Source organism: Polynucleobacter sp. JS-JIR-II-50, from assembly GCF_018687895.1.
Taxonomy (GTDB): domain Bacteria; phylum Pseudomonadota; class Gammaproteobacteria; order Burkholderiales; family Burkholderiaceae; genus Polynucleobacter.
Genome location: NZ_CP061307.1, coordinates 1822821 through 1849414, shown reverse-complemented (window position 1 = coordinate 1849414; position 26594 = coordinate 1822821). Strand labels below are relative to the sequence as shown.

The 26594-nt window shown below is 46.1% G+C and carries 27 protein-coding genes and 1 tRNA gene; 18 read left to right on the top strand and 10 right to left on the bottom strand.

What is annotated here, in order from left to right:
- Positions 1-24: 24 nt before the first annotated feature.
- Entirely contained in the window at positions 25-1695 is a 1671-nt protein-coding gene (locus FD963_RS09165) for an MFS transporter (RefSeq protein ID WP_215362127.1), read from the top strand.
- A 53-nt stretch (positions 1696-1748) separates the two neighbouring features.
- Here the strand turns inward: FD963_RS09165 and FD963_RS09160 are convergent, their stop codons facing one another.
- A complete protein-coding gene (locus FD963_RS09160) occupies positions 1749-2360 on the bottom strand; it encodes an MOSC domain-containing protein (RefSeq protein WP_215362125.1) in 612 nt (203 codons plus the stop codon).
- Between the two features lie 29 nt (positions 2361-2389).
- Positions 2390-2713 (bottom strand): DUF6150 family protein, encoded by a 324-nt coding sequence (locus tag FD963_RS09155; protein ID WP_215362123.1) that lies wholly within the window; start codon positions 2711-2713, stop codon positions 2390-2392.
- 57 nt (positions 2714-2770) lie between these two features.
- Here FD963_RS09155 and FD963_RS09150 point away from each other — a divergent pair, with 57 nt between their 5' ends.
- The 9 genes from FD963_RS09150 (at position 2771) to FD963_RS09110 (ending at position 9380) form a co-directional block, all read left to right on the top strand.
- Complete coding sequence (locus FD963_RS09150) at positions 2771-3202, top strand: hypothetical protein (protein ID WP_215362121.1); 432 nt, start codon at positions 2771-2773, stop codon at positions 3200-3202.
- Between the two features lie 78 nt (positions 3203-3280).
- Positions 3281-3357, top strand: a tRNA-Met gene (locus FD963_RS09145).
- Between the two features lie 54 nt (positions 3358-3411).
- Positions 3412-3954: a DUF2878 domain-containing protein gene (locus FD963_RS09140; RefSeq protein WP_215362119.1), complete on the top strand. Its 543-nt coding sequence runs from the start codon at positions 3412-3414 to the stop codon at positions 3952-3954.
- A gap of 114 nt (positions 3955-4068) precedes the next feature.
- Positions 4069-5154 (top strand): recombinase RecA, encoded by a 1086-nt coding sequence (gene recA, locus FD963_RS09135; RefSeq protein WP_370624865.1) that lies wholly within the window; start codon positions 4069-4071, stop codon positions 5152-5154.
- A gap of 4 nt (positions 5155-5158) precedes the next feature.
- Entirely contained in the window at positions 5159-5680 is a 522-nt protein-coding gene (recX, locus tag FD963_RS09130; RefSeq protein WP_215362115.1) for a recombination regulator RecX, read from the top strand.
- Positions 5681-5868: 188 nt separating this feature from the next.
- Positions 5869-7038, top strand: coding sequence for an ADP-forming succinate--CoA ligase subunit beta (gene sucC, locus FD963_RS09125; RefSeq protein WP_011903667.1), 1170 nt, complete (start codon positions 5869-5871; stop codon positions 7036-7038).
- Positions 7039-7053: 15 nt separating this feature from the next.
- Entirely contained in the window at positions 7054-7947 is an 894-nt protein-coding gene (gene sucD, locus FD963_RS09120; RefSeq protein ID WP_072582760.1) for a succinate--CoA ligase subunit alpha, read from the top strand.
- 91 nt (positions 7948-8038) lie between these two features.
- Positions 8039-8740: a TerC family protein gene (locus tag FD963_RS09115; RefSeq protein ID WP_215362114.1), complete on the top strand. Its 702-nt coding sequence runs from the start codon at positions 8039-8041 to the stop codon at positions 8738-8740.
- Positions 8741-8867: 127 nt separating this feature from the next.
- The gene (locus FD963_RS09110; RefSeq protein WP_215358612.1) at positions 8868-9380 is read left to right on the top strand and encodes a pilin; all 513 of its coding nucleotides are present in this window, start codon (positions 8868-8870) and stop codon (positions 9378-9380) included.
- 55 nt (positions 9381-9435) lie between these two features.
- Here FD963_RS09110 and moaC read toward each other — a convergent pair whose 3' ends face one another.
- On the bottom strand, positions 9436-9912 hold the full coding sequence (moaC, locus tag FD963_RS09105; protein WP_215362112.1) for a cyclic pyranopterin monophosphate synthase MoaC: 477 nt from the start codon (positions 9910-9912) through the stop codon (positions 9436-9438).
- Positions 9913-9935: 23 nt separating this feature from the next.
- Here moaC and FD963_RS09100 point away from each other — a divergent pair, with 23 nt between their 5' ends.
- Positions 9936-11636 carry a M48 family metalloprotease gene (locus FD963_RS09100; protein WP_215362110.1) on the top strand — a complete coding sequence of 567 codons (1701 nt, stop codon included), beginning with the start codon at positions 9936-9938 and terminating at the stop codon, positions 11634-11636.
- Here the strand turns inward: FD963_RS09100 and FD963_RS09095 are convergent.
- The 5 genes from FD963_RS09095 to FD963_RS09075 are packed head-to-tail and all read right to left on the bottom strand — an operon-like array spanning position 11633 to position 14933.
- The gene (locus tag FD963_RS09095) at positions 11633-12253 is read right to left on the bottom strand and encodes a DUF2946 family protein (protein ID WP_215362108.1); all 621 of its coding nucleotides are present in this window, start codon (positions 12251-12253) and stop codon (positions 11633-11635) included. The genes FD963_RS09100 and FD963_RS09095 overlap by 4 nt on opposite strands.
- A 5-nt stretch (positions 12254-12258) precedes the next feature.
- Positions 12259-12693 (bottom strand): nuclear transport factor 2 family protein, encoded by a 435-nt coding sequence (locus FD963_RS09090; protein ID WP_215362106.1) that lies wholly within the window; start codon positions 12691-12693, stop codon positions 12259-12261.
- 17 nt (positions 12694-12710) lie between these two features.
- Positions 12711-13751 carry a lipopolysaccharide heptosyltransferase II gene (waaF, locus tag FD963_RS09085; protein ID WP_215362104.1) on the bottom strand — a complete coding sequence of 347 codons (1041 nt, stop codon included), beginning with the start codon at positions 13749-13751 and terminating at the stop codon, positions 12711-12713.
- 46 nt (positions 13752-13797) lie between these two features.
- Positions 13798-13986 (bottom strand): zinc-finger domain-containing protein, encoded by a 189-nt coding sequence (locus tag FD963_RS09080; RefSeq protein ID WP_215362102.1) that lies wholly within the window; start codon positions 13984-13986, stop codon positions 13798-13800.
- Positions 13987-14009: 23 nt separating this feature from the next.
- A complete protein-coding gene (locus FD963_RS09075) occupies positions 14010-14933 on the bottom strand; it encodes a branched-chain amino acid transaminase (protein WP_215362100.1) in 924 nt (307 codons plus the stop codon).
- A gap of 209 nt (positions 14934-15142) precedes the next feature.
- Between FD963_RS09075 and FD963_RS09070 the strand changes: the two genes are divergently transcribed.
- The 7 genes from FD963_RS09070 (at position 15143) to FD963_RS09040 (ending at position 22661) form a co-directional block, all read left to right on the top strand.
- Complete coding sequence (locus FD963_RS09070) at positions 15143-16354, top strand: phosphoglycerate kinase (RefSeq protein ID WP_215362098.1); 1212 nt, start codon at positions 15143-15145, stop codon at positions 16352-16354.
- Between the two features lie 2 nt (positions 16355-16356).
- Positions 16357-17793 carry a pyruvate kinase gene (pyk, locus tag FD963_RS09065; RefSeq protein WP_215362097.1) on the top strand — a complete coding sequence of 479 codons (1437 nt, stop codon included), beginning with the start codon at positions 16357-16359 and terminating at the stop codon, positions 17791-17793.
- A 66-nt stretch (positions 17794-17859) separates the two neighbouring features.
- Positions 17860-18924: a class II fructose-bisphosphate aldolase gene (gene fba / locus FD963_RS09060; RefSeq protein ID WP_072582781.1), complete on the top strand. Its 1065-nt coding sequence runs from the start codon at positions 17860-17862 to the stop codon at positions 18922-18924.
- Positions 18925-18931: 7 nt separating this feature from the next.
- Positions 18932-19831 (top strand): phosphoribosylaminoimidazolesuccinocarboxamide synthase, encoded by a 900-nt coding sequence (locus FD963_RS09055; RefSeq protein ID WP_215362095.1) that lies wholly within the window; start codon positions 18932-18934, stop codon positions 19829-19831.
- 49 nt (positions 19832-19880) lie between these two features.
- The gene (gene purE, locus FD963_RS09050; RefSeq protein ID WP_215362093.1) at positions 19881-20375 is read left to right on the top strand and encodes a 5-(carboxyamino)imidazole ribonucleotide mutase; all 495 of its coding nucleotides are present in this window, start codon (positions 19881-19883) and stop codon (positions 20373-20375) included.
- Positions 20376-20379: 4 nt separating this feature from the next.
- Positions 20380-21564, top strand: a complete 1185-nt coding sequence (locus FD963_RS09045; RefSeq protein WP_215362091.1) for a 5-(carboxyamino)imidazole ribonucleotide synthase — start codon at positions 20380-20382, stop codon at positions 21562-21564.
- A gap of 2 nt (positions 21565-21566) precedes the next feature.
- Complete coding sequence (locus tag FD963_RS09040) at positions 21567-22661, top strand: L-threonylcarbamoyladenylate synthase (RefSeq protein ID WP_215362089.1); 1095 nt, start codon at positions 21567-21569, stop codon at positions 22659-22661.
- Here FD963_RS09040 and dacB read toward each other — a convergent pair.
- Both dacB and FD963_RS09030 read right to left on the bottom strand, forming a co-directional pair.
- Positions 22607-24136 carry a D-alanyl-D-alanine carboxypeptidase/D-alanyl-D-alanine-endopeptidase gene (gene dacB / locus FD963_RS09035; protein ID WP_215362087.1) on the bottom strand — a complete coding sequence of 510 codons (1530 nt, stop codon included), beginning with the start codon at positions 24134-24136 and terminating at the stop codon, positions 22607-22609. The genes FD963_RS09040 and dacB overlap by 55 nt on opposite strands.
- Positions 24137-24167: 31 nt before the next feature.
- Entirely contained in the window at positions 24168-26594 is a 2427-nt protein-coding gene (locus FD963_RS09030; protein WP_215362085.1) for an ATP-binding protein, read from the bottom strand.

Below are 26594 nucleotides of genomic sequence, written 5' to 3'. Positions count from 1 at the left end.
AATAAAAATAGTTAGGAGCTACTGATGTCAACATCAACTAAAGCAGCCCCAATGACCGCTGAAGAACGCAAAGTTATCTTTGCATCATCTTTAGGTACGGTTTTTGAGTGGTACGACTTTTATCTTTACGGTTCACTTGCGGCAATTATTGCTAAGCAATTCTTCTCTGGCCTAGATGCTGGCTCTGCCTTCATTTTCGCTTTGTTAGCGTTTGCTGCTGGTTTCATCGTGCGTCCATTTGGCGCGTTGGTGTTTGGTCGTCTAGGCGATTTGATTGGTCGTAAATACACCTTCTTGGTAACCATCTTATTGATGGGCGGCGCAACTTTCATCGTGGGTATTCTGCCTAACTATGCAACTATCGGTGTTGCTGCTCCAGTCATCTTGATCGCATTGCGTATGCTTCAAGGTTTGGCTTTGGGCGGTGAGTACGGTGGTGCTGCTACTTATGTTGCAGAACATGCTCCCCATGGTCGTCGTGGCGCATACACAGCTTGGATTCAGACAACAGCTACTCTTGGCCTGTTCCTTTCCCTGCTCGTGATTTTGTTCACACGTGAATTTACTGGTCCAGACTTTGACGTTTGGGGCTGGCGCGTTCCTTTCATCGTTTCTATTGGATTGTTGGCAGTTTCTGTATGGATTCGTTTGTCCATGAATGAATCCCCAGCTTTCAAGAAGATGAAAGAAGAAGGCAAATTGTCTAAAGCGCCTTTGACAGAGTCATTCGGTCAGTGGAAGAACTTGAAGATTGTGATCTTGGCATTGTTTGGTCTGGTTGCAGGTCAAGCGGTGGTTTGGTACACAGGTCAGTTTTACGCTTTGTTCTACCTCACCCAAGTGTTGAAAGTAGATGCTAAGACTGCGAACTTGTTGATTGCCGCTTCATTGGTAATCGGCACGCCATTCTTCGTGGTCTTCGGTAGCTTGTCTGACAAGATCGGCCGTAAAGTGATCATCATGGGCGGTTTGTTGTTGGCTGTAATTACTTACATCCCTAACACGCCAGTTTCAGTATTTAATGCTTTGACACACTTTGCTAACCCAGCGTTGGAAAAGGCAATGGCAACAGCGCCAGCAACTATTACTGCTGACCCAGCTGAATGTACATTCCAGTTCAACCCAACTGGTACTGCGAAGTTCACTAGTTCTTGCGATATTGCAAAACAAGTGATGGCTTCGAACTCTGCTAGCTATACAACTGTTGCGGCTCCAGCTGGTTCCACTGCTGTTGTGAAAATTGGCGATATCGAAATCCCTGGATATACATCTAAGGGTATTGATCCTGCTGAAGCAAAAGCAAAAGATGCTGAGTTTAAGAAGGCAATTCGTGAGGCTTTGAACAAGGAAGGCTATCCTGTTAAGGCTGATCCAGCGCAGATTAACTACGTTGCTGTGTTGCTCTTGTTGGTGTACTTAGTGCTTTTGGTAACCATGGTTTATGGCCCAATCGCTGCGATGTTGGTTGAGATGTTCCCAACCCGTATTCGTTACACCTCTATGTCCTTGCCATACCACATTGGTAACGGTTGGTTCGGCGGCTTGTTGCCAACGATCTCCTTCGCCTTGGTAGCGCAAAACGGTAACATTTACTACGGTCTCTGGTACCCAATCATCATCGCTGCGATGACATTGGTAATCGGTACACTGTTTGTACGTGAAACTAAAGATGTAGATATCTACGCACGTGACTAAGATTCTTTAGTCTGCATCAAATAAGAAACCCGATCAGAAATGGTCGGGTTTTTTTATTCCCACAAATCTTTTTGGTTGCGATTGTTTAAGAGCTTTTGATTTTGCTGGGCAATAGAGGTTTCTCTTGGGCCTGGAATCAAAGTCATTTCAGTTCCAGCAGTGAGAGTTCCAGTTTTGAGTACCCGCAAATACCAACCACTAAAGCCAGATTGCAGCATGGCTTTGCTTGCACCCTTATAACCAATAGCAGCGTTGAATTTAAAACAAGGCTCACGTAGTTTGACGACGGAGAATTCCAGCGCCCCCATTTGCAGTCGATCCCCGACAAACACTTCTGTTTCTAGTAGGCCTTCGATCGTGAAGTTTTCTCCGATGCCACCATGTTGTAAGTCAACTGGCTGCTTAGTTTCCCTAGTGAGCAGTTCATTCCAGAAAATGTAATGCTCTGCTGGATAAACATAAATGGCTTTTTCAATTCCGCCGTGTACCGATAGGTCAGCTTGCTCGTCGCCTTTAATGCCCAGTGGAGTAATTTCAACTAGCGCAGGATTTTCTAAATCACTGACCACCTTCTTGCGAATAGCTGAGGCAACGGATTTGTAATTAGGGTGGTGATTGCCAAATAAAGGCGCTACTTTGCCGGTGGATATAGAAAGAAGTCTCATGAGATGAATAGGGATTAAAGAGATATTTATTAGTAACGGCAGCGAGCATCACTTTTGTACTTAGTGAAATACACAATGAGATCAGCTTCAGACTTATATTGGGTGTAGTAAATCACGGCACGGGCATCGCTTTTGTATTTCGTATAGAACCAAACGCCAGGCCCGTTATCGCTGGAGTATTGGGTGTCATACACAATGCAGTTTGCTTCCGAGGGATATTTGGTAACAAAAACTTTTGCATTAGCTTCTGATGGGTAATTGGTGATGAAGATTTGGGCTGCAGAAGCAGTAATGGGGATGCAACTACTCATGAGTAAAAAGCTAAGAAGGCGTACGAGAAATGAATTCATCATTTGGGAATATTACGCCTTCTACTTTTTCGGTGTTCATCTGGCTGATATGATCACAGGATGAATTCCTCTCAAAAGAAATCTGTTTTTGTATTGAGCCAATTGGTCTTGGTATTTCTTTGTGCCATGGCGAGTTCAAGCATCTACGCTAAGTGGGATGAAGAGCGCGACATGACTGCCAATGGCAAAGAGGAGTTGGTCTACTACTTCAAGACTAATGAGCAGGGTCAAAAGCTCGTCTTGGATAAATATGTAAAACGTCTGATTTTTATACGTCCCGATAAGCTCTATAAGCGCTCAATCAAGCAAATCAAGATTGATGGGGTGGTAGTAGATGTCAATAGCGACCCTTTTTCTCATTACCCTGAACAAACCGCGATTGTGTTTGAGAACAAGGATGAAGTGCTTAAAAAGCTCTTTTTAGCCAAGAAAATCGAATTTAATGTCCTTTATGGCCGAGATGAGGCTGTCAGCATCTTTCAGATCAAATAGGCATTTAGACGTCCCTGACGGCCAAAAGGCTTGATTCGTTTAGACAGATGCATTCCGATCATTTACAATAACGAGTTCGGCGAATTAGCTCAGCTGGTTAGAGCGACGGAATCATAATCCGCAGGTCCGGGGTTCAAATCCCTGATTCGCCACCAAATCTAAAGGCCATTGCCCCTCGGCAGTGGCCTTTTTCTTAGGTTGCTAGGTATATGGCTAAATTTTGGAACTTTGTTATTTTCCAGCTTGGTTGGTTTGCCTGTGTTCTGGGTGCAGCCAATAAAGATGTGCTTTGGGCGGTAGTTGCTACCCTCGCCTATATTGCTTTCCACGCCTGGCGTTCACCCTCTCCCAAAACAGAAATCAGTCTTTTATTGAAAGCCTTTGTCTTTGGTTTGGTGGCTGATACTCTCATCATGCATTTGGGCTACCTGGATTTTCGGGATGATTGGCCGTCACCCTATTTGTCACCTCTCTGGATGTGGGTCTTGTGGGTTTTGGTGGCAACCACCGTTAATGGTTCCTTGACTTGGTTGCGCGGCAGACCTGTTTTAGGGGCTGTTTTAGGAGGTATTGCTGGCCCAATGTCCTATGAGGCTGGCATTCGGATGGGGGCTGGATCCTGGGTCCCTGGCGGTGAAATTGCTGGATTTATCCTGGTCGGGGTGGTCTGGGCCGTTGCTATACCCCTCTTTTTCTATTGGGACCGAGTCAATCAAGTGCAGCCTAGTCAAAAATCCATAAATTCAGTTTAAAAGACGCTTGCAAAGACTACTGTTTTTATATACAGTAACCCCTAAGTTGTTACACAGTAGATAAAACTTCGGGAAAAAGCCCAGTACATAGCGAAAAGGGAATAAAAAATGGCCTTGGATAACAAAAAGCAATCAGCCTCTTCAGAATTTGAAGGAATGAGCGGAGACAAGCAAAAAGCATTAACTGCAGCACTGGCACAAATTGAGAAACAGTTTGGCAAAGGCTCCATCATGAGATTGGGCGATGCCGAAATTAGCCAAGATATTCAGGTGGTGTCTAGTGGTTCACTCGGATTGGATATCGCTCTTGGAGTTGGTGGTCTTGCCCGTGGTCGCGTGATTGAAATCTACGGTCCAGAATCTTCTGGAAAAACCACTTTGACATTGCATGCGATTGCAGAAATGCAAAAGCTTGGCGGCACTTGCGCATTTATTGACGCAGAGCACGCATTAGATGTGCAGTACGCATCACGCCTCGGCGTGGATGTAAATAATCTGTTGATTTCTCAACCAGACACTGGTGAACAAGCATTAGAAATTGCAGATGCATTAGTTCGCTCAGGTTCTATTGATTTAATCGTCATCGACTCTGTTGCTGCTTTGGTTCCGAGGGCTGAGATCGAAGGCGATATGGGCGATTCTTTACCAGGCTTGCAAGCCCGTTTGATGAGTCAAGCTTTGCGTAAGTTGACTGGCGCCATCAAGCGTACCAACACGACTGTGATCTTCATTAACCAGATTCGTATGAAGATTGGTGTGATGTTTGGTTCTCCAGAAACCACTACTGGTGGTAATGCGCTGAAGTTCTATGCCTCTATGCGTTTAGACATCCGCCGTATCGGTAGTATCAAAAAAGGCGATGAGGTTGTTGGTAATGAAACCCGCGTGAAGGTTGTGAAGAACAAAGTTTCTCCTCCATTCCGCGAAGCAATCTTTGACATCATGTACGGTGCTGGCATTTCTAGAGAAGGCGAAATCATTGATATGGGTGTCGAAGCTGACCTCGTTGAAAAGTCAGGCTCTTGGTATAGCTATAACGGTGATCGTATTGGTCAAGGTAAAGACAATGTGCGCGAGTTCTTAAAAGAGAACCCAGCCATTGCTAAAGATATCGAAGCAAAAATCCGCGAGAAACTAGGCGTTAAATCTGGTTCAGCAGTAGTAACGGATGTGCTGAGCGAGGAAGAGGAAGTCGAATAATTCGATGCAAGAGTTAAGCAGTAATCAGAAGGTCAAACAAAGCCCGAGTCTCAAAGCTCGGGCTTTGCGCCTTTTGTCGCAGCGAGAATACAGTCGCAAAGGCTTAGCCGCAAAGTTGGCAGAATCAGAGGCAAGATGGGGCAAATTAGGTGGTGAGCAGGCTGAGCAAACGCCTGAATCCAGAGATTCTCAGATTGAAGCGGTTTTAGACGACTTTGAGGCAAGGGGTTGGTTGTCTGATGAGCGTTTTGCTGAAGCGCTGGTTCGCCGCCGTAGTGAGCGCTACGGGATGAGAAAGATTGCTGATGAACTCGACAGGGCTGGGGTGGATGCCAAGCAGTCAGCCAAGCTGCTTGGAGCTCTAAGGGAGACTGAGTTTCAGCGTGCCTTCGATCTCTGGACCAGGAAATACGGCATACGCGCTCAGGACCAAAAGGAGCGAGCTCGTCAATATCGCTTTTTGGCTTCCAAGGGTTTTGGCGCAGAAGTGGTGGCAAAAGTGATTGGCGGTCAAAGCCCGGATTAGGGCAATTACGGATCCGCAGGGTCAATTTGCGGCATTGCAGCATGCTAGACTAATGGAGTCGGTCAAGCCGTTCGCATTTATTCATATTTGGCTAATTTAGCTATTTCTAGAGTAAGTATGGGATCAAGGCAACATCGGTTTAACTAATCCTCATCGCTTGCTAAAAAAGATACCGTTTCGGAGTAATTATGAAAATTCACGAGTACCAAGGCAAAGAACTTCTTCGCCAATTTAATGTGCCAGTTCCTAACGGCATTCCTGCATTCAGTGTTGATGAGGCGGTGAAAGCTGCTGAAAAACTCGGTGGCCCAGTATGGGTTGTAAAGGCGCAGATTCATGCTGGTGGTCGCGGTAAAGGCGGCGGCGTGAAATTGGCAAGAAGCATGGATGAAGTGAAAAAATACGCTTCTGAAATTTTGGGCATGCAGCTTAAGACACATCAAACTGGACCAGAAGGCCAAAAAGTCAATCGCCTTCTCATTGAAGATGGCGCTGATATTAAAAAAGAGTATTACTTCAGTATCGTTACAGACCGCGGAACACAGAAGAATGTGATCATGGCTTCAAGCGAAGGCGGAATGGATATTGAGGAAGTAGCTGAATCTCATCCAGAAAAAATTATTAAAGTATTTGTTGACCCGATGGTTGGTTTGACAGATGCGGATTGCGATATTGTTGCTAAAGGAATTGGTGTTCCAGAAGCTTCTATTCCAATGGCACGCGATGTATTTAAGAACTTATACAAGACTTACTGGGATACCGATGCTTCATTGGTTGAGATCAACCCATTGATTCTTGAAGGTAACGGCAAAATCAAGGCTTTGGACGCGAAGTTCAACTTTGATCCAAACGCATTGTTCCGTCACCCAGAAATCGTTGCTTACCGCGATATCGATGAAGAAGATGCCGCTGAAATCGAAGCCTCTAAATTCGACCTCGCTTACATCTCATTGGATGGCAATATCGGTTGTTTAGTGAATGGCGCAGGCTTGGCGATGGCTACTATGGACACTATTAAGTTGTTCGGTGGCGAGCCAGCAAACTTCTTGGACGTTGGTGGCGGTGCTACAGCGGAAAAGGTAACCGAAGCATTCAAGATCATGTTGAAGAACAAGAGTGTTGAAGCAATTTTGGTAAACATCTTCGGCGGCATTATGCGTTGCGATGTGATTGCTGACGGCGTTGTTACTGCATGTAAAGCAGTCAACCTAACGGTACCTTTGGTTGTGCGCATGAAGGGTACAAACGAAGAGCTAGGCAAGAAGATTCTTGCAGACTCTGGTTTGCCAATTATTAGCGCTGATTCAATGGCTGAAGCTGCTACCAAGGTAGTTGCCGCTGTTGCCAAAAACAAATAATCCAGGAATTTCAATATGTCTATTTTGATCAATAAAAACACCAAAGTCATTACACAAGGTATTACTGGTAAGACCGGTCAGTTCCATACTGAAAAATGTCAGGAATACGCAAATGGTAAAAACTGTTTTGTTGCTGGCGTAAATCCTAAAAAAGCGGGCGAGTCTATTTTTAATATTCCTATTTATGGGACTGTTAAAGAGGCTGCTCAGCAAACTGGTGCAACCACTTCTGTTATCTATGTTCCGCCTCCTGGTGCTGCTGCTGCGATTTGGGAAGCTGTCGAAGCTGACCTCGACTTTGTGATCTGCATCACTGAAGGCATTCCAGTACGCGACATGCTTGAAGTGCGTAACAAGATGCACGCTAAAGAAGCTGCTGGTGGCAAGAAGACTTTGTTGCTGGGCCCTAATTGCCCAGGCATCATTACTCCAGACGAACTCAAGATCGGCATCATGCCTGGCCATATTCATAAGAAAGGCCGCATTGGTGTTGTTAGCCGTTCCGGTACATTGACTTATGAAGCGGTTGGTCAGTTGACGGCTATTGGCTTAGGTCAGTCCACAGCAGTTGGTATTGGTGGCGACCCAATTAATGGCTTAAAGCATATCGACATCATGAGAATGTTCAATGAAGATCCGGAGACTGATGCCGTGATCATGATTGGTGAAATCGGCGGTCCAGACGAGGCCGAAGCTGCTCGCTGGTGCAAAGACAATATGAAGAAGCCGGTAGTTGGCTTTATTGCCGGCGTAACAGCGCCTCCAGGCAAGCGTATGGGTCACGCAGGTGCCTTGATTTCTGGTGGTGCGGATACTGCAGATGCCAAGCTTGCTGTAATGGAAGAGTGTGGCTTCAAGGTAACGAAGAATCCTTCAGAAATGGCTGCTTTACTAAAGGCAATGTTGTAATTAAGCAATAAGGAAAAGGATGCTGATAAAACAGCATCCTTTTTTGTAGTGTCAGCAGTTAAAACATAAAAATAACGTAGGGAGACGACTCATGGATTTTTCAGTATTTTCAGGCCCAGCATTTTGGGCTGCACTTTTGTCAATCATTGTTGCTAACATCTTGTTATCTGGTGATAACGCAGTTGTAATTGCGCTTGCATCACGCAATCTTCCGCCCCATCAACAAAAGAAAGCGATCTTTTGGGGTAGTGCAGCAGCCATTATTTTGCGTGTTGTTTTGACAATCACTGCGGTACAACTCCTCAGCCTTCCTTATCTAAAAATCGTTGGCGCTATTTTACTGGTCTACATTGGTGTGCAATTATTGGCCGATAGCGATGATGAAGCTGAGATGGATGGCCACTCCAATATCTGGGGAGCGATACGCACAATATTGGTAGCGGACTTGGTTATGAGTCTGGACAATGTTATTGCCGTAGCTGCCGCTGCTCAAAAGGGTCCAGAAGAAACTCGTTTAGCCCTTTTAATCATTGGTCTTGGTCTTTCTATCCCGTTGATCATCTTTGGTAGCACTATGCTTTTAAAGGTGATGGATCGCTTCCCAGTCATCATTACTTTGGGTGCTGGTTTATTGGGTCTATTGGCCGGCGGTATGTTGGTTGAAGACCCGGCAATCAAAGATTCTATTCAAGGTGCAATGGAAGATGCTCACATGATTTTTGAGGGCATTGGAGTTGCTATTGTGATCTTGCTTGGTACCTATTTGAAGAAAAAGAATCGCGCTAAAGCATAAGCTTCTTCAGCCTTCTTCTGAATCAGAAAAGCCAGCGATAAAAGCTGGCTTTTTTTACGACTGAATATCTTGAGGATTAAAGGTTTAGACTGGATGATGAGGCATTTGACCCCGGGAGCTAGAAAATATGCAGATTCAAGATATTCAAAAACTAGAAAACAAGGAAGAAGTTGGATTTACCTTAATTGAGGTGATGGTGGTTGTGGCCATCATTGGCATTTTGGTTGCGGTAGCCGTTCCTCAGTATCAAGACTACATTGCTCGAAGCAGGGTTGTAGAAGGTATGAATTTATCCTCAAGCGCTAAGCTCGCGGTGACAGAGGCTTTTGCAAGTCGTGGCACTGTTCCCATGGATGATGCAACGAATGGTGCTTTTACTTTTACGCCAACACGCAGCGTTAAGTTAATTGAGATCACACCCTCGGGTGCGATTGCGATTGACTATCAAGTCAGTGTTGCGCCTGAAGGTAAAAATACACTTCATTTAGTGCCAACTAACGAGCCTGATGCAAATTCGCCTAAGCCTATTGATTTGTCTAAGCCAGAGGGCGCAACTTGGGCGGGTGGTTGGTCATGTAGGTCTACTGAAACGAACTTAATTTCTCAGTTACTGCCTTCAGAATGCAGAATAGGTAAATAATGAACTAAATAAAAAGCCGCTTCATGAGCGGCTTTTTATTGTTGAATTGGAGAATTCAAGCGACCTTCCATTCCCCGCTTTTACCGCCACTTTTCTCTAGTAGTTTGACATCGCCCATCACCATGCCTCGGTCTATTGCTTTGCACATGTCATAGATTGTGAGGAGGGCGACTTGGACGGCAGTGAGGGCTTCCATTTCTACGCCAGTTGGTCCAGTGGTTTCTGCTCTGACTTGGCAGCTGATACTGTTTTCACTTGGATTGGTTTGGAACTCTAGGCTAACGTGAGTTAGCGCGAGGGGATGGCACAAAGGAATGAGGTCCGATGTTCTCTTGGATGCCTGAATACCTGCAATTCTGGCGATTCCTAAAACATCACCCTTCTTGTGAGTGCCAGCCTCTACCATTTTGAGGGTCTCGGGAAGCATGGTGATCTTGCCTGTAGCAATGGCTATACGGTGGGTATTGGGTTTATCGCCAACGTTTACCATGTGGGCTTGCCCGCTGGCATCAAAATGAGTTAGTTTGTTCATGGGATAAGTTTTACCATATAGAGATGCAAGACATAAAGTCAGCTCCAAAAACCTCTTTTTTGTACCGTACTTTAGCTGTTCAGCTGATGTTGGGATTGGCTTGCTCTGGATTTCCTGCTTATGCAGCCACCCCTGCTGGCGACGTGTCGGTAGAGGGTAATTCAGCCGCCATTCAGAATATCGGCAGGGCAATGCAGTCACCCGATGCGCGCCCTGCTAATGCACCTACACGCAGCACTATGCAAAGTCAGCCCACCATTGTTTTGCCAGATATGGGTGATCCTGGGGGTGATGCCTTAAGTCGAGTGGACGAGCGGAAGTATGGCGAAATGATCATGCGCCAGATTCGTCCGGATCCTGACTATTCAAATGATTTGCCGCTCTACGATTTTTTAAATCAGATGGAACGCCGCTTATTGCAAGCCGCTAAAAAGTTGCAACTCGGTGGCGCTAATGAGCAGGGCAGTGGAGCCTATAACTTTGAGGTGTTTGCTGTTAAAGATAGCAGCATCAATGCGTTTGCATTGCCTGGCGGATTTATTGGCTTTCATACGGGTTTAATTGTGAGTGCTGAATCGGATTCTGAAGTCGCCTCTGTCATGGGTCATGAAACAGGTCACGTATTGCAGCGTCATTTAGCGCGTCAGATGGATAAGCAAACAACCAATACGATGATTGCCATTGCCGGTATGGTGCTCGGTGCATTGGCAATGTCTCGCAACCCACAGGCCGGAGCTGGTTTGATGCAAGGTGGGCAAGCAGTGGCAGTGAATAATCAACTCTCTTATTCGAGAGATGCCGAGCGTGAGGCTGATCGTGTTGGTTTTCAGATATTGGATGCCAGTGGATATGACGTCAATGGTGCACCAGGGTTTTTCCAGCGCTTACAAAAAGCCACCGGCATTATGGACAAGGGTGTCCCTGCTTACGTACGTACCCACCCCCTAACAACCGACCGTATTGCAGATATGCAAGATAGGGCGCGCACTGTTGCATCGCGTAATGTACCTACCTCAGTCGAGTTCTATTTCATTAAGGCTCGTGCGCGCATGGAGCAGGCTGGAACGTCCAGTGGAATGTATGACTTAAAAAATACCTTTGAGAGTTTGAGTAAACAGCAGCCGATTGGTAAACAGTTAGAAGGTTTTTATGGGCTAGCCTTGATAGCGCAGCGTCAAGGAAAAATAGACCAAGCGGAGGTGGATTTGCAGCAAGCCCGTAATCTAGCTCAGAAGGCTAGTGCACCAGGGTCGCCTATTCAAAGACAGAGCCTATCCCTGGATATCACTTCCTCTGAACTTGCTCTAGCAAAAGGCAGGGGGGAGGAGGCATTGCAAATTGCCCAAGCTACTTTGCGTGCTTACCCTCAGTCGTATGCTGCTGGTGCCGCCATGATTAATGCTGATTTGAAACTGGGCCGCACTAATGATGCGATTGCTTGGTTAAAAGCGCGCACAAGAGCGCAGCCTAATGAAGTGGTGTGGTGGAACCTGCTATCTAAATCCTATGATCAAGCTGGCAATATTCCCATGCGTCATTACGCGCTCGGAGAAAAATACGCCCTTGAGGGTGCTTGGCCCTCGGCGATTGAACAACTTCGCATTGCAAGATCAGCAGGTGGCGCTGATTTTTATCAGGGCTCGAGTATTGATGCTCGTTTACGAGAAATGCAGCGTCAGTATCAAGATGAGCTCAAGGAGCAAGGCAAGCAGATGCCTGGCTAAGGCTGTGGCTGCGCTATATAGTTAAAGCGAGAGGCTAGCTCTTCAGAGTGAATGGGTTCTAGAGGCAGTTGTTTGCCTTGCCAATTCCAGGAGCCGCCAAAGCTACAAGCCTCTTCACGTAGCTTAGCTAGCTCAGAAAAATGATCGAGATCGTGATCGTGTAACAGAGCGACTGTTTGACTATCTCTTTTAACAAATTGGTTGTTGTCGTTTTTATTGCTGCCATAAATTGTTTGATCTACTGTGCTAACGATATAAATATTACCTTTCTCATCGCTTAGAGCGGCAGTGGGCTCCATAGTTTGATGGCATTGATTGGTAAGATGCGGACCGGTTTCACTTGGGATGATTCGCGCTATCCAAGGGGTTGTATCTAGGGCAATAAAAACACGTTGCGGACCATTCTGGAAGAAGTATCTGCCTATCTCATCGCAAGCGTAGTTGCGAATAATGAATTCATTGAGAGCAGCATGTTGAATCACATGTCCAGGAAGCTGATTTTTTTGCGTGAACTCATCCCGCATGCGCCATTGACCACGACGATCTAAAGCAAGCCAACCATAGCAATCAGGTACATTAGGCCACTTTATGAGTGACCGAAGCACTTGATCATCCATGATGATTAGTGCAGGCCGTGGGGTGTAGATGGAGCGTCGAAGGTTTCATCGGTAGAGTGACTCGCATGCAAGTGTGCAATGCGCCAGCCTTGACTGTCTTGTAGAAGTACGAGTGTGATGTTCAGAAAAAATTCAGCTTCAACTTGATCAGCTCTCAGATGAACTGCTTCGGTAGTGTCATATACAGCAGCACCTAAAACCGAATGGCTAATGCAAGCGATAGGCTCTAAAAATAAAGGTTGCTTAGCAAGCAATCTCTCTAGACCCTCGCGAATTTCTGCATGACCTGTTAGTCGATGACCTTCGGGCAGAACGCAGGTAATGGAGTCATCATCCAACCAGATACCCAGAGCGCCTTGAACATCGCGATGACGTAAGGCCTCTCGCCATGCCTCGACAACATCATCCGCACTATGAAAGAGTCTGGCAAGTTTGGTCATGGCTTACTGTTCCTGGGTTATAGCTGCAATGTATTTAGTGTAGCGAATACTTGTTCTGGCAAGATGTCGTTTAAGCACTTTAAGTGACCCAGTGGACATTCTCTTTTGTGACATGGACTACAGGGGAGATTTAACCAAATGACCTTGGCCTTGTCTGACAAGGGTGGGGTGTGGGCTGGATCGCTTGATCCAAAAATGGCGACTTGAGGAGTTTTGAGGGCTGCTGCAATGTGCATTAACCCAGAGTCATTGCTGATAACCGCTTTACTCATGCCAATGAGGGCGATAGCTTCATCAAGCGAGGTATCTCCACACCAGTTATGAATGTGACTATCTTGGTTTGCCTGGGACTGAATTTCTTGAGCAAGTGCGCGGTCGCCTTTGCTACCCAAAAGAATGATTTGACTAAGCGAATTGCTAGTAATGAGTTTTTGCGCCAATTGTGCAAAGTGACTTGTGGGCCAGCGTTTCGTTGGGCCGTACTCGGCACCTGGGCACATTACGTAGATGTTAGCTGGATCAACCTTGGCATTGAGTAATTTGGTCTGTACCGATTGATCGGCGGTAGCGGATACATTTAACTTAGGTACGAGATTGCTTGTTGTTGATGCAGATTGCTCTTCATTAAGAAGTTGGCTTAATGCAAGATAGTGCTCCACCATAGGCGGGCGATTCAACTTGCTAGGGTTATCTAGTGATAAGTTGATTAAGCCAAAGCGTAATTCACCGCGATAGCCAACCCGAAAGGGAATATTAGCGAGCCAGGGAATGAGTGCTGACTTAAGACTATTGGGTAAAACAAAACAGGCTTGATATTTTTTTGTCGCCAGCTCTTTTGCTAGTTGTTTGCGTAAGCCCCACTGCAATTGTTTGTGTTCAAACTTAGCTTCGATGACTTCATGTACTGCAGAGCAAGCGCGATAAATTGGAGCAACCCAAGTGCTGGCGAGTACGTCAATGTTTGCTTCTGGATATTGCTCTTTGAGGGATGCCAATAATGGCTGAGTCATCACAGCATCCCCAATCCAGTTTGGGGCAATGATCAGAATACCGTGCATTTGATGTATCCCGACTCAGCACCTCAAGAAGAGGTGCTGATAAGGCTTAGTGACCGTGCGGCTCAGTGCCGGGAATGAGTTTGTACTCTGTGCCACAGTATGGACACTTGGCATCACCGGTCTCAGTGATGTCTAGAAAAACGCGTGGATGTGAGTTCCATGCTGGAGTTTTATTGGTGGGGCAATGTAAAGGTAAATCTTTGCCATCCACCATAACCACTTGAGCTTGAGTCATGTGCTGTTTCCTAATTGCTGAAATTATTTAACGTAAGTGAGCCAAGATTTGTATTGGTCATTTCTGCCGTATACCGCATCAAAATACGTCTTCTGAATTTTCTCAGTGATAGGACCACGCTTGCCATCACCAATGGTGCGGTCATCTAATTCGCGAATTGGAGTTACTTCAGCAGCAGTACCGGTAAAGAACGCTTCATCAGCAGAATAGACTTCGTCGCGAGTGATGCGTTTTTCACGAATTTCATAGCCAAGATCTTTGGCGATCTGGATGATGGAGTCGCGTGTGATGCCATCTAAGCAGGATGCCAAGTCTGGCGTGTACACAATCCCGTTGCGAACCATAAAGAGGTTTTCACCGGAGCCTTCAGAAACATAACCTTCGGTATCCAGCAACAGAGCTTCGTCGTATCCATTGGCAGTCACTTCTTGGTTGGCCAAAATGGAGTTGATGTAATAGCCCGACGCCTTGGCGCGAACGAGTGAAGAATTGACGAAATGACGTGTAAATGAGGAGGTTTTAACCCGAATACCCTTATTTAGGCCATCTTCGCCCAAATAAGCACCCCATTCCCAGGCGGCGATCGAGGTGTGGATGCTATTGCCTTTAGGGGAGATTCCGAGTTTTTGGGAGCCGATAAAGATAATTGGGCGGATATAGCAGGCTTCGAGCTTATTGCTGTTGACCACGTCAATAATGCCGTTGGTGATCTCTTCTGGGCTGTAAGGCATGTTCATTTGGAAGATCTTGGTGCCGTTAAAAAGGCGCTTTACATGCTCTGGGAGGCGGAAAATAGCGGTTCCCTGGGGGGTTTTATAGGCTCGAATACCCTCAAATACGCCCATTCCGTAGTGCAGGCTATGGGTTAACACGTGAATATTGGCCTCGCGCCAAGGAATTAGCTTCCCATCAGTCCAAATAAAGCCATCGCGGTCGGACATCGACATTTTCTTTACCTTTTGTGTCTATTAAGTATCTGTAAAAGCGGTTTAAGCAGAGCACTAGGCTGGCAGTTTTTGGTCTTCCGGCCCAGAATGCATTTAAGTCCTTATTGTAGAGCAGGCAGGGCAGTCTGTCGGCTCCGATCCTTGGGGGTGGATGGGCCACAGCCTTTAGAATGGAACATTCCCCATAAACCACTTATTTACCAAAACTCATGCCGGAATCCTTATTTAAAGTTAAGCGTTTAAGTGAATTAGCCCAATCAGGTCAATTAAAGGGTAAGCGGGTATTTATCCGCGCCGATTTGAACGTTCCGCAAGATGAGGCAGGCAACATTACAGAAGACACGCGTATTCGGGCATCGATGCCTGCTGTACAGATGTGTTTGGATGCCGGGGCAGCAGTGATGGTGACTTCGCATTTAGGTCGTCCCACCGAAGGGGAATTTAAACCCGAAGATAGTTTGGCGCCTGTAGCCGATCGGATTGCTACTTTGCTGAATCGTAAGGTTCCATTAATTAGTGATTGGGTGAATGGCGGATTTGAAGTGAATCCAGGCGAGGTAGTTTTGCTGGAAAACTGTCGTCTCAATGTGGGTGAGAAAAAGAATAGCGACGAATTGGCGAAAAAGATTGCTGCATTGTGTGATGTTTATGTCAACGATGCATTTGGAACTGCGCATCGCGCTGAAGCCACTACCTACGGTGTGGCGAAGTTCGCTCCAGTAGCGTGCGCCGGTCCTTTGATGGCTGCTGAATTAGATGCGCTCAGTCGCGCATTGGCCAGTCCAAAACGCCCTCTGGTCGCCATTGTTGCTGGATCTAAAGTTTCCTCTAAGTTAACGATTCTGAAAGCGCTCTCTGAGAAGGTGGATGAACTCATTGTTGGCGGCGGTATTGCGAATACTTTTATGTTGGCCAAAGGATTGCCAATTGGTAAATCCCTTGCTGAGCCTGATTTAGTAGACGAAGCTAGAGAGATCATGGAGATCATGGAAAAGCGTGGCGCTCATGTGCCGATTCCAGAGGATGTAGTGGTTGCCAATGAATTATCTCCGTTGGCCCGCGCAAACCGTGTACCTGCAGATCAGGTTGCAGAGGACGACATGATCTTGGATATTGGCCCAAAGACTGCTGCGCGCTTATCGACCATGCTCGCTCACGCTGGCACGATTGTTTGGAATGGCCCATTAGGTGTATTTGAAATTGATCAATTTGGTGGCGGCACCAAGATGTTGGCCGCTGCGATTGCGCACTCACCTGCCTTCTCGATTGCTGGTGGCGGCGATACTTTGGCGGCAATTGCAAAGTACGGTATTGAGAATCAAGTCGATTACATCTCTACTGGTGGCGGCGCCTTCTTAGAATTCTTAGAAGGCAAAACTTTGCCAGCCTTTGCAGTGCTTGCTGAAAGAGCGAAAGACTAAATATGTTGAGAGCCACCAAGATCATTGCAACCTTAGGGCCTGCTTCTGAAAAGCCTGAAGTGTTGCGTGACATGATTCGTGCCGGTGTAGATGTAGTGCGCATGAACTTCTCTCATGGAACTGTTGCTGACCATAAAGCGCGTCACGATTTAGTCCGAACCATCTCCGCTGAAGTAGGCAAAGAAGTAGGCATCATGGCCGACTTACAGGGCCCCAAAATTCGTGTGGGTAAATTTACGGATAGCAAAATTCTCCTGAAAGAGGGCGATAAATTTACTCTGGATGTGGCCTGTGAGCTTGGCGATCAAACTAAAGTGGGTCTTGATTACAAAGAGTTGCCAGGCGATGTAAAGCCAGGCGACCGTCTTTTGTTAAATGATGGTTTAGTGGTGCTGACGGTTGATAGCGTTAAAGGCGGAGAGATATTTACTATCGTTGAGCAGGGCGGACCGCTCTCCAATAACAAAGGCATTAATCGCGCTGGTGGTGGGTTAACTGCTCCTGCGCTGACTGAAAAAGATATTGCTGACTTAGATGCCGCAATTTCAATGGGCGTGGATTTCTTGGCGATCAGCTTTCCTAAAGACGGTGCTGATATGGCCTATGCCCGTCAGCTAGCAGATGCAGCTAGCGCTAAGTATGGCGTTGGCAAGGTCAGAACGATTGCTAAGGTAGAGCGTGCAGAAGCGATTGAACCAGGAGCACTCAAAAGCATTATTGCTGAGAGTGACGGCATTATGGTTGCCCGCGGCGATCTTGCTATTGAAGTGGGTAATGCAGCAGTACCTGCATTACAAAAACGCATGATTGCTTGGGCGCGTGAGGCAGATAAATTTACGATTACTGCTACGCAAATGATGGAGTCCATGATTAACGCTCCAGTGCCAACGCGTGCTGAAGTCAGTGACGTTGCTAATGCTGTATTGGATGGCACTGATGCAGTAATGTTGTCTGCTGAGTCTGCTGCTGGCATGTATCCAGTGCAAACCATTAAAGCGATGGCGGAGATTTGTGTTGAGGCGGAAAAGTCAGATCGCGTGAAGCTTGACACTGACTTCTTAGATCAGACTTTTACTCGTATTGACCAAACAATCGCATTAGGAGCCTTGTTTACCGCTCATCATTTAAATGCAGATGCTATCGCAGCTTTAACTGACTCTGGCTCAACAGCCATTTGGATGAGTCGTCATAATATTCACGTGCCGATTTTTGCGCTGACCTCCAAGATTGCTACACAGCGGGCATTAAGCACCTATCGTAATGTCACCCCGATCGGTTTAGATTACACAAAAGATCGTGACACTGCATTACAAGAAGTAGAGACTTGCCTGAAAAAAGTAGGCGCTGTCAAAACTGGCAATACCGTTGTACTTACTTCAGGCGAGCCCATGGGTGAGCCTGGTGGTACCAACACCCTCAAGATTATTCATGTGAAGTAATTCACATTTAAAAAGATTCAAAACAGATTTATTTTAAAACTCCTTACTATTTATTAAGAGAACATCATGGCTTTAGTATCTTTAAGACAACTCTTGGATCATGCTGCTGAAAATGGTTACGGCCTACCAGCATTTAACGTGAACAACTTAGAGCAAGTAACGGCGATTATGGAAGCAGCCAATGAAGCTGACTCCCCAGTCATTATGCAGGCTTCAGCAGGCGCACGTAAATATGCTGGTGAAGCATTTTTACGTCATCTGATTTCTGCTGCGGTTGAGGCTTATCCGCATATTCCGGTAGTAATGCATCAAGACCATGGCCAAAGCCCAGCAGTGTGTATGGCTGCGATTAAGAGTGGCTTTACCAGTGTGATGATGGATGGTTCCTTAGAGGCCGATGGTAAAAGTGTTGCTAGCTACGAGTACAACGTCGACGTATCCAAAGAAGTAGTGAAGTTCTCTCACTCTATTGGAGTTACGGTTGAGGCTGAATTAGGTGTGTTGGGTTCACTAGAGACCATGCAAGGTGATAAAGAAGACGGTCATGGCGCTGATGGCAAGATGACTCGCGAACAATTGCTGACTGACGTTGAACAAGCCGCTGATTTTGTGAAGGCTACTCAGTGCGATGCCTTAGCAATTGCGATTGGCACTAGCCATGGAGCATACAAGTTCACCAAAAAGCCAACAGGCGATATTTTGGCTATCGATCGTATTAAAGAAATTCATGCGCGCATCCCAAATACCCATTTGGTAATGCATGGTTCTTCTAGTGTTCCACAAGAGTTGCTCGCTGAGATCCGTGAATTCGGCGGTGATATGAAAGAGACTTACGGTGTTCCGGTTGAAGAGATTCAAGAAGGCATTAAAAACGGCGTACGCAAGATTAATATTGATACAGATATCCGCTTGGCAATGACTGGTGCGATTCGTCGTTACTTTATTGAAAATCCAAGTAAGTTCGACCCACGCGATTATTTGAAGCCAGCTCGTGAAGCTGCTAAGAAGGTCTGCATTGCCCGCTTCCAGGCTTTTGGTTCTGCTGGTCAGGCCTCCAAAATTAAACCAATTTCTTTAGAGAAGATGGCTGAGCTATATAAGAGCGGCAAATTAACCCAAATTGTGAAGTGATTTAAATATGCCTGCTTTGTACGCTACCTCTATTAAGTCATTACCTTTATTGTCTAAAGGCAAAGTGCGTGATGTTTATGCATTGGATGATGACAAGTTACTGATGATTACTACTGACCGTCTTTCTGCATTTGACGTGGTGATGGGCGAGCCCATTCCTGAGAAGGGTGTAGTTCTCAATCAAATGGCTAATTTTTGGTTTGCTAAATTAGCCGCAGTGATTCCTAACCATTTAACTGGCATTGATCCAGCCACAGTAGTGGCTGCTGATGAGGTCGATCAGGTCAAAGGTCGCGCAGTGGTAGCTAAGCGTTTGAAGCCAATTTTGGTTGAAGCAGTGGTTCGTGGTTATTTAGCTGGTAGCGGCTGGAAAGACTATAAAGAAACTGGCAAGGTTTGCGGCATTGCTTTACCGGAAGGCTTGGAGAATGCCCAGAAATTACCTGAGCCTATTTTTACTCCTGCAGCTAAAGCGGAGTTTGGTCAGCATGATGAAAATATCTCATTTGAAAAAGTCATCGAAATCATTGGTGAAAAGTTAGCCAATCAAATTCGTGAAGTCAGTATTCGCTTGTACAAAGAGGCCTCTGAATACGCTGCTACTCGCGGGATCATCATTGCCGACACTAAGTTTGAGTTTGGCTTGGATGCCAATGACCAGCTGGTATTAATGGATGAAATCCTAACGGCTGACTCTTCTCGTTTTTGGCCGGCAGAGACCTACTATGTAGGCTCGAACCCACCTTCTTATGACAAGCAGTTTGTGCGTGATTGGCTTGAAACCGCTATGGTGGATGGCAAGTTATGGCCTAAAACAGCCCCTGCGCCACAATTGCCAGCAGATGTGATTGATAAGACGGCCCAAAAGTATCGTGAAGCGCTAACCCGACTTACTGAGACTTCCTAAGTCAGGGATAATAGAGCTCTTAATAGTTATAAGGCATTTGGAGAGGTAAATGAGCAAGAAGCCAATCGTCGGAATAGTGATGGGATCCAATTCAGATTGGGACACCATGCAGCACGCCGCTCAAATGCTTGAGCAATTTGGCATTGTTCACGAGGCAAAAGTACTCTCCGCTCACCGTATGCCAGACGATATGTTTCAGTACGCAGAAGAAGCCCAAGCCAATGGCTTGCAGGCGATCATTGCTGGAGCAGGTGGTGCAGCCCATTTGCCAGGCATGCTCGCATCAAAAACGATTGTGCCTGTTTATGGCGTACCTGTTGCCAGTAAATATTTGCGTGGCGAAGATTCTCTCTTCTCTATTGTGCAGATGCCTAAAGGTATTCCAGTTGCAACTTTTGCGATAGGTGAAGCCGGTGCAGCGAATGCTGCCTTGCATGTGATTGCAGGTTTAGCTTTGCATGATGCTGAATTAGCTAAACGCTTGGAAGATTTCCGTGCCAAGCAGTCTGATGCAGCACGTTCAATGAATTTGCCGGGATATTAATTACATGGCAGATCGTATGGAGCCCATCTTGCCGGGTTCGTATTTAGGGATTTTAGGTGGCGGTCAATTAGGGCGGATGTTTACTCAGGCCGCTCAAGCAATGGGCTACAAGGTTTGTGTGCTCGACCCTGGATCTGATAGTCCTGCAGGCTCTATTGCCGAAAAATTTATTCAAGCCGATTACACTGATGGTGCCGCTTTAAAAGAGATGGCTGCGCTGTGTTCATCAGTGAGTACTGAATTTGAAAACGTTCCCGCTCAAGCTTTAGATGAGTTGGAGTCTTTAGGTGTGTTTGTGGCGCCGCGTAGCAGTTGCGTTTCTCTTGCCCAAAATCGTATTGCTGAGAAAAATTTTTTAGCCACCTGGAAGTCAGAAACTAATATTGGTCCAGCTCCCAATTTTGTGATTGAGCATGAAGCTGATATTACCCATATCCCAAAGGATCTCTTTCCGGGAATCTTAAAGACTGCACGCATGGGCTATGACGGCAAAGGTCAGGCGACTGTTTATAGTGTAGAAGAATTGACTACCGCATGGAATGAGTTCGGGCGCGTACCTTGTGTTTTAGAAAAGCGCATGGAACTGGATTTTGAAGTGTCGGCTTTGGTGGTGCGTGGCTATGATGACGCTGTAGTGGCTTATCCAGTAGCTCAAAATATTCATCGCGATGGTATTTTGCATACCTCGACTGTGCCGGCGCCTTCATTAAAGCCTGCCCAAGAAAAGAAAATCATTGATGCAGCCAAGGCGCTCATTCGAAAGATCGAATACGTTGGTGTTCTTTGTGTGGAGTTCTTTGTGCTAAAGAGCGGCGATATCGTAGCTAATGAAATCGCCCCGCGTCCACATAACTCTGGCCACTACACTATGGATGCTTGTGTGAGTAGCCAGTTTGAACAGCAGGTTAGGGCAATGGCTAGATTGCCATTAGGCGATACCCGCCAACTTGCCCCTGTATCGATGTTGAACTTATTGGGTGATCTTTGGTTTGAGGGTAGTGAAGACCAACCAAAAGAGCCTGCTTGGAATAAAGTGCTGGCCCATCCTGATGCGAAATTGCATCTCTATGGCAAATCTGCGCCACGTATTGGTAGAAAAATGGGTCATATTAACTGCCTGGGTGAGACTCTTAATGAAGCTCGCAAAAATTGTGCAGCTGTTGCCACTGAATTAGGGATCGAGCCCTAGAAATGTCCGCAGACAGTACCCCACTGCAAATATCAGCGGTGATTAATGAAGCAGTACAAAGCTTGCGTGACGGCAGTTTGGTCGCTTTTCCGACTGAGACAGTCTATGGCTTGGGCGCAGATGCTAAGAATCCCGAGGCGATTAAGAAAATCTTCACGGCTAAGGGCCGCCCATCAAATCACCCTTTAATAGTTCACTTAGCTGCCCCAGATAAGTTCGATCAAACCCAAGTCGATTGGGTTGCGCTATTAGCACCATGGGTAAGAGACTTATCCGAGGAGGCCTTAAAGCTTATTAATACTTTTTGGCCGGGGCCATTAACCTTGGTTTTCAAGAAAGATAAGAGTGTTTTAAATGAGCTGACTGGCGGCCAAGATACGGTAGCGATTCGGGCTCCTTTCCATCCTATTGCTCAAGAGTTATTGCGTAAATTTAAAGGTGGAGTTGTAGCGCCTTCAGCCAATCGCTTTGGCAAGGTATCGCCAACCAGTGCTGCCGATGTCCGTAATGAGTTCGAGGGTATGTTGGATTTAATGGTCTTAGATGGTGGCGATTGTGAAGTTGGTATCGAATCAACCATCATTGATTTGTCATCTGGCGATAAGGCTGTGCTGCTCAGACCCGGTGCGATCACTCCAACTGAAATTTTTGCCAAGACGGGTGTGAAGGTTTATCGGCCTGGAGAATTAAAGGATGACCAAGTGGTAAATGATCTTCCTAAGGTATCAGGGAGTCTCAAAGCCCATTACGCGCCAACCACACCTTTGCGCCTATATGCCCCAGGTCGTGTCTTGGATGCCTTGAGTGAATATCCAGATATTAAATCGCGTGTTGCTGTGGCGGTATGGGACTCCGAATCCTCCTTAAGTGAAGATGGACATCCTTCGGCCCACTTTGAAGAGGTTGAGGTTCCAAGTGATAGCGGTGCATTTGCGAGTCGGCTATATCGTTCCTTGCGTGATTTAGATCAGCAAGGCTGGGATTTAATTTTATTCCCTGAACCGCCAGCGGGCGAGGAGTGGGATGGCGTTAGAGACCGTCTTCAGCGCGCATGCTTTGGTTCTGGTCCATCTTCAAGCAGCCACGATAGCAACTGATCATGCGCCTCAAGACCTCTCCAAGCATTGGGGTGGTTGATGAATGAAGTCACTGCATACATCTTTCCAGATTTGCTCATTACATAGCCTGAGATGGCTCGTACATCTGCAAGAGAGCCTGTTTTAATTCTGGCCTCTGGTTTTTTCTTGAGATGTAAAAACTTGCGTAGTTGAACCATTAAGCGATGACGCATCGTGCCATCAGTTCCTGCAATAGGTAGACTGTTATAAAAAATATCACCCACCGGTAAATTACGAGCAGTGAGCAAGAGTTGATTCATCTGACTTGCAGAGATCGCCTCATTGCGAGATAGCCCGGAGCCATTCTCAATCACCAGCCCCTGAAAATCCAAACCATTTTGCTTGAGCCAACTCTGAATCACTAATTCACCATTGTCAGTAGTTGCAGGTTTGCCCATTTTATCTAGGGCCAAAGTTAAAAGAACTTGGCGGGCCATGACGTTATTGGAGTACTTGTTGATATCTACAACATCATCGGCAAGTTTGCTGCCTTCAAATTGCAATAGGAGTCGAGCGGCTAAAGGAACTGAGCCATCTTTGCCGATAGGCGCTTGTACCCAGCTACCACCAGCCAACTCCCAGGCGGCAGCAAAGCCTTGCGTTAAAAAGGTATTGGCATCAAGCGCGACAACATTAAAGTTTACCCCCTTACAGGAGTTTGGGAATGCCCCAGAGAACTGGGCAGTCAAAGGCTGATCGGTATTGCTAGCAACTTCTGGATCTAAATTAAAACGAATACCACTCTTCCAGTTATCGCATGAGCGATCAACCAGCTGCATTTGGTTGGATACCTTTAACTGGGAGAGGGGGGGTGTGTAAGTAATGTCAATAAAGTCCGCTGTACGTGACTTACCAAGCTGAAACGAAAGTGTTCTAAAGGCATAGAGCAAGGGATCTGGCGGAACGTTGTATGCACGTAAAGCTTCACCATCAATGGTGTTGTGCTCCATGACACTGGCCGCATAAGCACTGCGATCAAAGAATAGATTGCCATCAATCTTCTGAATGCCTAGACCTTGTAGGTCTTTCATCATCTTTGCTAACTCTTCCGGAACGAGTTTTGGATCTCCCGTACCTTGCAAATAGAGATTGCCTTTTAATATCCCTTGGCGAATGATGCCGTCGGTATACACATTAGTGCGCCAACGATACTGTGGGCCCAAAATATCTAAACCCGAGAGCGTAGTGAGTAGCTTCATAGTAGAGGCAGGGTTCATTGGGTCGCCGCCACGCCAATCTAAAACTTTCTTGGCTGTATTCTTTCCGAGGCGACCAGATTCGATCTCCACAACTGAAATACTCACCGCATCAAGAGGAATTTGATTGCGCTCAAGGCTACTCACTACGGATGGTGGAAGTGCTGGGGATGCAGTCTCGCCGGCAAAGGCTAAAGTGCTAGCCAACCAAAAGATGATTGCAATAAAAGCAGATGGGCGAGGAAGATAAAAATGCATCTTCCATAGGATAAACCTACCTCATCAAAGATTAAAGCTTTGCATGTCGAGATTGATACCTTCTAATGATTTGGTTTTGGTTCTCCAGCAATTGAATAAAGGCGGTAATTTGAGTATCTGAATTCTTCCCTTGCTCTAGAGCTTCGCATTCTCTAGTAAAGTTTTTGGCATTGAGGAGCTGTGCCCCTCCTTTGACTTTATGAACCATGCTTCTGAAGGCATCTTCATCTACGACTTCATTTCTTAGGGCGAAGAGGGTCTCATCATGCACTTTTTTAATTTCTTCCAAGATGACCAAAATATACTCTGGGCTATTTCTGAGGAGACTTCCGAAGGCGTCAAATGAATACTCCTCCAGATCTCTGGTGTGAGTTGTAGTCTCAGTTGATTCCTCAGCTTGAAAATAGCGAGAAAGCTCATTCTCCAAAGTCATGAGACTTAAAGGCTTGATTAAGACCCCATTCATACCTGCTTCCAAAAAATCATGGCGTGAGTCTAGCGCATAGATATCTGCAGTAATACCAATGATGATGAGCTCTTCATTACCTGTATTGCGTATGTGCTTGGCAAGCTCTGAACCCTGCATGCCTGGGATTGATTGATCAGTGAGCAGAAGATCAAAATACTTTTGACTGATGAGATCCAGAGCCGTGGTGGCGTTATCGCAAACTGATACTTCAATGCCTAGGGCCTGAAGTTGAAGCGAGATAATTTGGCGGCTTGCGGGATGATCTTCAACAACTAAGGCTTGTAATAGGCGCTCATTATTATGAGCATGCTTGGAGACTAGCTTTCTAGATATATTGCTATGTTCAGATTTAGAGGTTCTGGTTGCGGCAATGCTCGTACGTGGGAACGCAACGCAAAAATGGATATTGCTACCAAAGCCAGGCGCGCTCTCAAAGTAGAGTTGGCTATTCATCGAGGTAACTAGGTGGTTGGTAATTGTAAGGCCAAGCCCAGTTCCATTTGCTTGTTCGGTATTGCCTGGAATTTGCTCAAAGGCTTGGAGTGCTATGGCAATTTCTTCTGTACCCATACCAACACCAGTATCAATGACTCTGAATTCAATCAGTTGTCCCGCGTGGTCATCTGCCAGCACGCTAATAGAGAAATAAATCTCACCATGTTCGGTGAATTTAATAGCATTGCTAATCAGGTTCTGCAGTATTTGCCGTAGACGTAATGAATCTAGCAATAAGACCTCTGCAATGCGAGGATCTTTAGAGGTGTGAAGTTTGAGATTTTGTCTATACGCAACTGTTGAAAACGCAGAATCGATATCATCAATCAAAGCATTGAGATTGCAAGGTTGAATGTTGAGTGTGAGCTTGCCGGCTTCTATTTTTGAGAGATCCAGAACTTGATTCAAGATTCCTAAAAGAGATTCTGCTGATGAGTGTGCGCTCTTGAGCAAAGTTTTTTCATTTATAGGTAGCGGGCTGCTCAGTAATAACTCCTGCACTCCCAAAATAGCATTCATTGGTGTACGAATTTCATGGCTCATGGTGGCTAGGAAGGCAGACTTTGCGGCGTTTGCATTTTCTGCCTGCTCTTTCGATGAAATAAGATGTTTCGCTTCTTGTTTTTGAAGTGTTTGCCTCTGATGCATGCGCCAAAGCAAGGTAGAGCCTATCACTAGTATTGCCAAAGTGGAGAGCCAAGGTAAATGGTTGGGTGCAGATGGGCGGCCTCTTTCAAAAGTAGATACGTGGATATTAAAAAGATCTCGTGTTGCGATTGGATCAAGATTATTGAGAAACTGCCCAAGTACCCCATGCAAAGCCTCATCTTGATTGGAGATAAGCCAGCGATATTCGAAAGGCTCTCTGCTGTATAGCCCATCAATTTTTAATTGATCTACGTTTAATTTCTGCATGAGTTGTTGCGCAAGGCGAAGCGGCAAGATAAGTGCTTCAATATCATTTTTGAGAAGATCGAGTACCAATTTTTCTGCATGACCGGATACGCTGGCTTGGGGATGATTTGGTATTGGTGGGTTTTCAAAGCCACGGTCAAAGTAGGCGATATTAATTAGCTCAATAGGAGCATCGTTTTTTGACCGCTTTGTCAGAATGGCGTCATGCCCCCAAAAGATTGCTTCAGACAAGGAGCCAAACTTCAAATGCTCTTCATCTACAGCGGGCGGATCAATGATGAAATCCACCTCTCCATTTGCGAGTTGCCGGAGTCCCTCCTGATCGCTCTTTCGCCACTTCGGTAAAAACTCTTGTTGGGTAAATTCACTGAGCTTTTTTAGAAAGCCATGAAAAACTCCAGACTCACCCTCTTCATTAACATCTAAGTAAGGTGCATATTTTTCATGAATACTAAAACGTACTACGGGATGGGCATCGATCCACCGTTGCTCTGCTGAGTTCAGTAAGTTCGCATAGGTATTGCCTAATATCCCATTCAATAGGATAAACAGGGCAATACGGATGATGGACCGACGCAT

Bases quoted from the DNA above. Each gene is read 5' to 3' on its own strand.
- recX (WP_215362115.1), top strand. From the start codon at position 5,159: ATGCAAGAGTTAAGCAGTAATCAGAAGGTCAAACAAAGCCCGAGTCTC.
- pyk (WP_215362097.1), top strand. From the start codon at position 16,357: ATGTTGAGAGCCACCAAGATCATTGCAACCTTAGGGCCTGCTTCTGAA.
- FD963_RS09095 (WP_215362108.1), bottom strand. From the start codon at position 12,253: ATGGATGATCAAGTGCTTCGGTCACTCATAAAGTGGCCTAATGTACCT.
- FD963_RS09055 (WP_215362095.1), top strand. From the start codon at position 18,932: ATGCCTGCTTTGTACGCTACCTCTATTAAGTCATTACCTTTATTGTCT.
- sucC (WP_011903667.1), top strand. From the start codon at position 5,869: ATGAAAATTCACGAGTACCAAGGCAAAGAACTTCTTCGCCAATTTAAT.
- FD963_RS09150 (WP_215362121.1), top strand. From the start codon at position 2,771: ATGAATTCCTCTCAAAAGAAATCTGTTTTTGTATTGAGCCAATTGGTC.
- FD963_RS09045 (WP_215362091.1), top strand. From the start codon at position 20,380: ATGGCAGATCGTATGGAGCCCATCTTGCCGGGTTCGTATTTAGGGATT.
- FD963_RS09040 (WP_215362089.1), top strand. From the start codon at position 21,567: ATGTCCGCAGACAGTACCCCACTGCAAATATCAGCGGTGATTAATGAA.
- FD963_RS09090 (WP_215362106.1), bottom strand. From the start codon at position 12,693: ATGACCAAACTTGCCAGACTCTTTCATAGTGCGGATGATGTTGTCGAG.
- waaF (WP_215362104.1), bottom strand. From the start codon at position 13,751: ATGCACGGTATTCTGATCATTGCCCCAAACTGGATTGGGGATGCTGTG.
- FD963_RS09155 (WP_215362123.1), bottom strand. From the start codon at position 2,713: ATGATGAATTCATTTCTCGTACGCCTTCTTAGCTTTTTACTCATGAGT.
- FD963_RS09160 (WP_215362125.1), bottom strand. From the start codon at position 2,360: ATGAGACTTCTTTCTATATCCACCGGCAAAGTAGCGCCTTTATTTGGC.
- dacB (WP_215362087.1), bottom strand. From the start codon at position 24,136: ATGCATTTTTATCTTCCTCGCCCATCTGCTTTTATTGCAATCATCTTT.
- sucD (WP_072582760.1), top strand. From the start codon at position 7,054: ATGTCTATTTTGATCAATAAAAACACCAAAGTCATTACACAAGGTATT.
- FD963_RS09110 (WP_215358612.1), top strand. From the start codon at position 8,868: ATGCAGATTCAAGATATTCAAAAACTAGAAAACAAGGAAGAAGTTGGA.
- FD963_RS09140 (WP_215362119.1), top strand. From the start codon at position 3,412: ATGGCTAAATTTTGGAACTTTGTTATTTTCCAGCTTGGTTGGTTTGCC.
- FD963_RS09100 (WP_215362110.1), top strand. From the start codon at position 9,936: ATGCAAGACATAAAGTCAGCTCCAAAAACCTCTTTTTTGTACCGTACT.
- FD963_RS09070 (WP_215362098.1), top strand. From the start codon at position 15,143: ATGCCGGAATCCTTATTTAAAGTTAAGCGTTTAAGTGAATTAGCCCAA.
- FD963_RS09080 (WP_215362102.1), bottom strand. From the start codon at position 13,986: ATGACTCAAGCTCAAGTGGTTATGGTGGATGGCAAAGATTTACCTTTA.
- purE (WP_215362093.1), top strand. From the start codon at position 19,881: ATGAGCAAGAAGCCAATCGTCGGAATAGTGATGGGATCCAATTCAGAT.
- FD963_RS09030 (WP_215362085.1), bottom strand. From the start codon at position 26,594: ATGCGTCGGTCCATCATCCGTATTGCCCTGTTTATCCTATTGAATGGG.
- FD963_RS09115 (WP_215362114.1), top strand. From the start codon at position 8,039: ATGGATTTTTCAGTATTTTCAGGCCCAGCATTTTGGGCTGCACTTTTG.
- FD963_RS09075 (WP_215362100.1), bottom strand. From the start codon at position 14,933: ATGTCGATGTCCGACCGCGATGGCTTTATTTGGACTGATGGGAAGCTA.
- moaC (WP_215362112.1), bottom strand. From the start codon at position 9,912: ATGAACAAACTAACTCATTTTGATGCCAGCGGGCAAGCCCACATGGTA.
- FD963_RS09165 (WP_215362127.1), top strand. From the start codon at position 25: ATGTCAACATCAACTAAAGCAGCCCCAATGACCGCTGAAGAACGCAAA.
- fba (WP_072582781.1), top strand. From the start codon at position 17,860: ATGGCTTTAGTATCTTTAAGACAACTCTTGGATCATGCTGCTGAAAAT.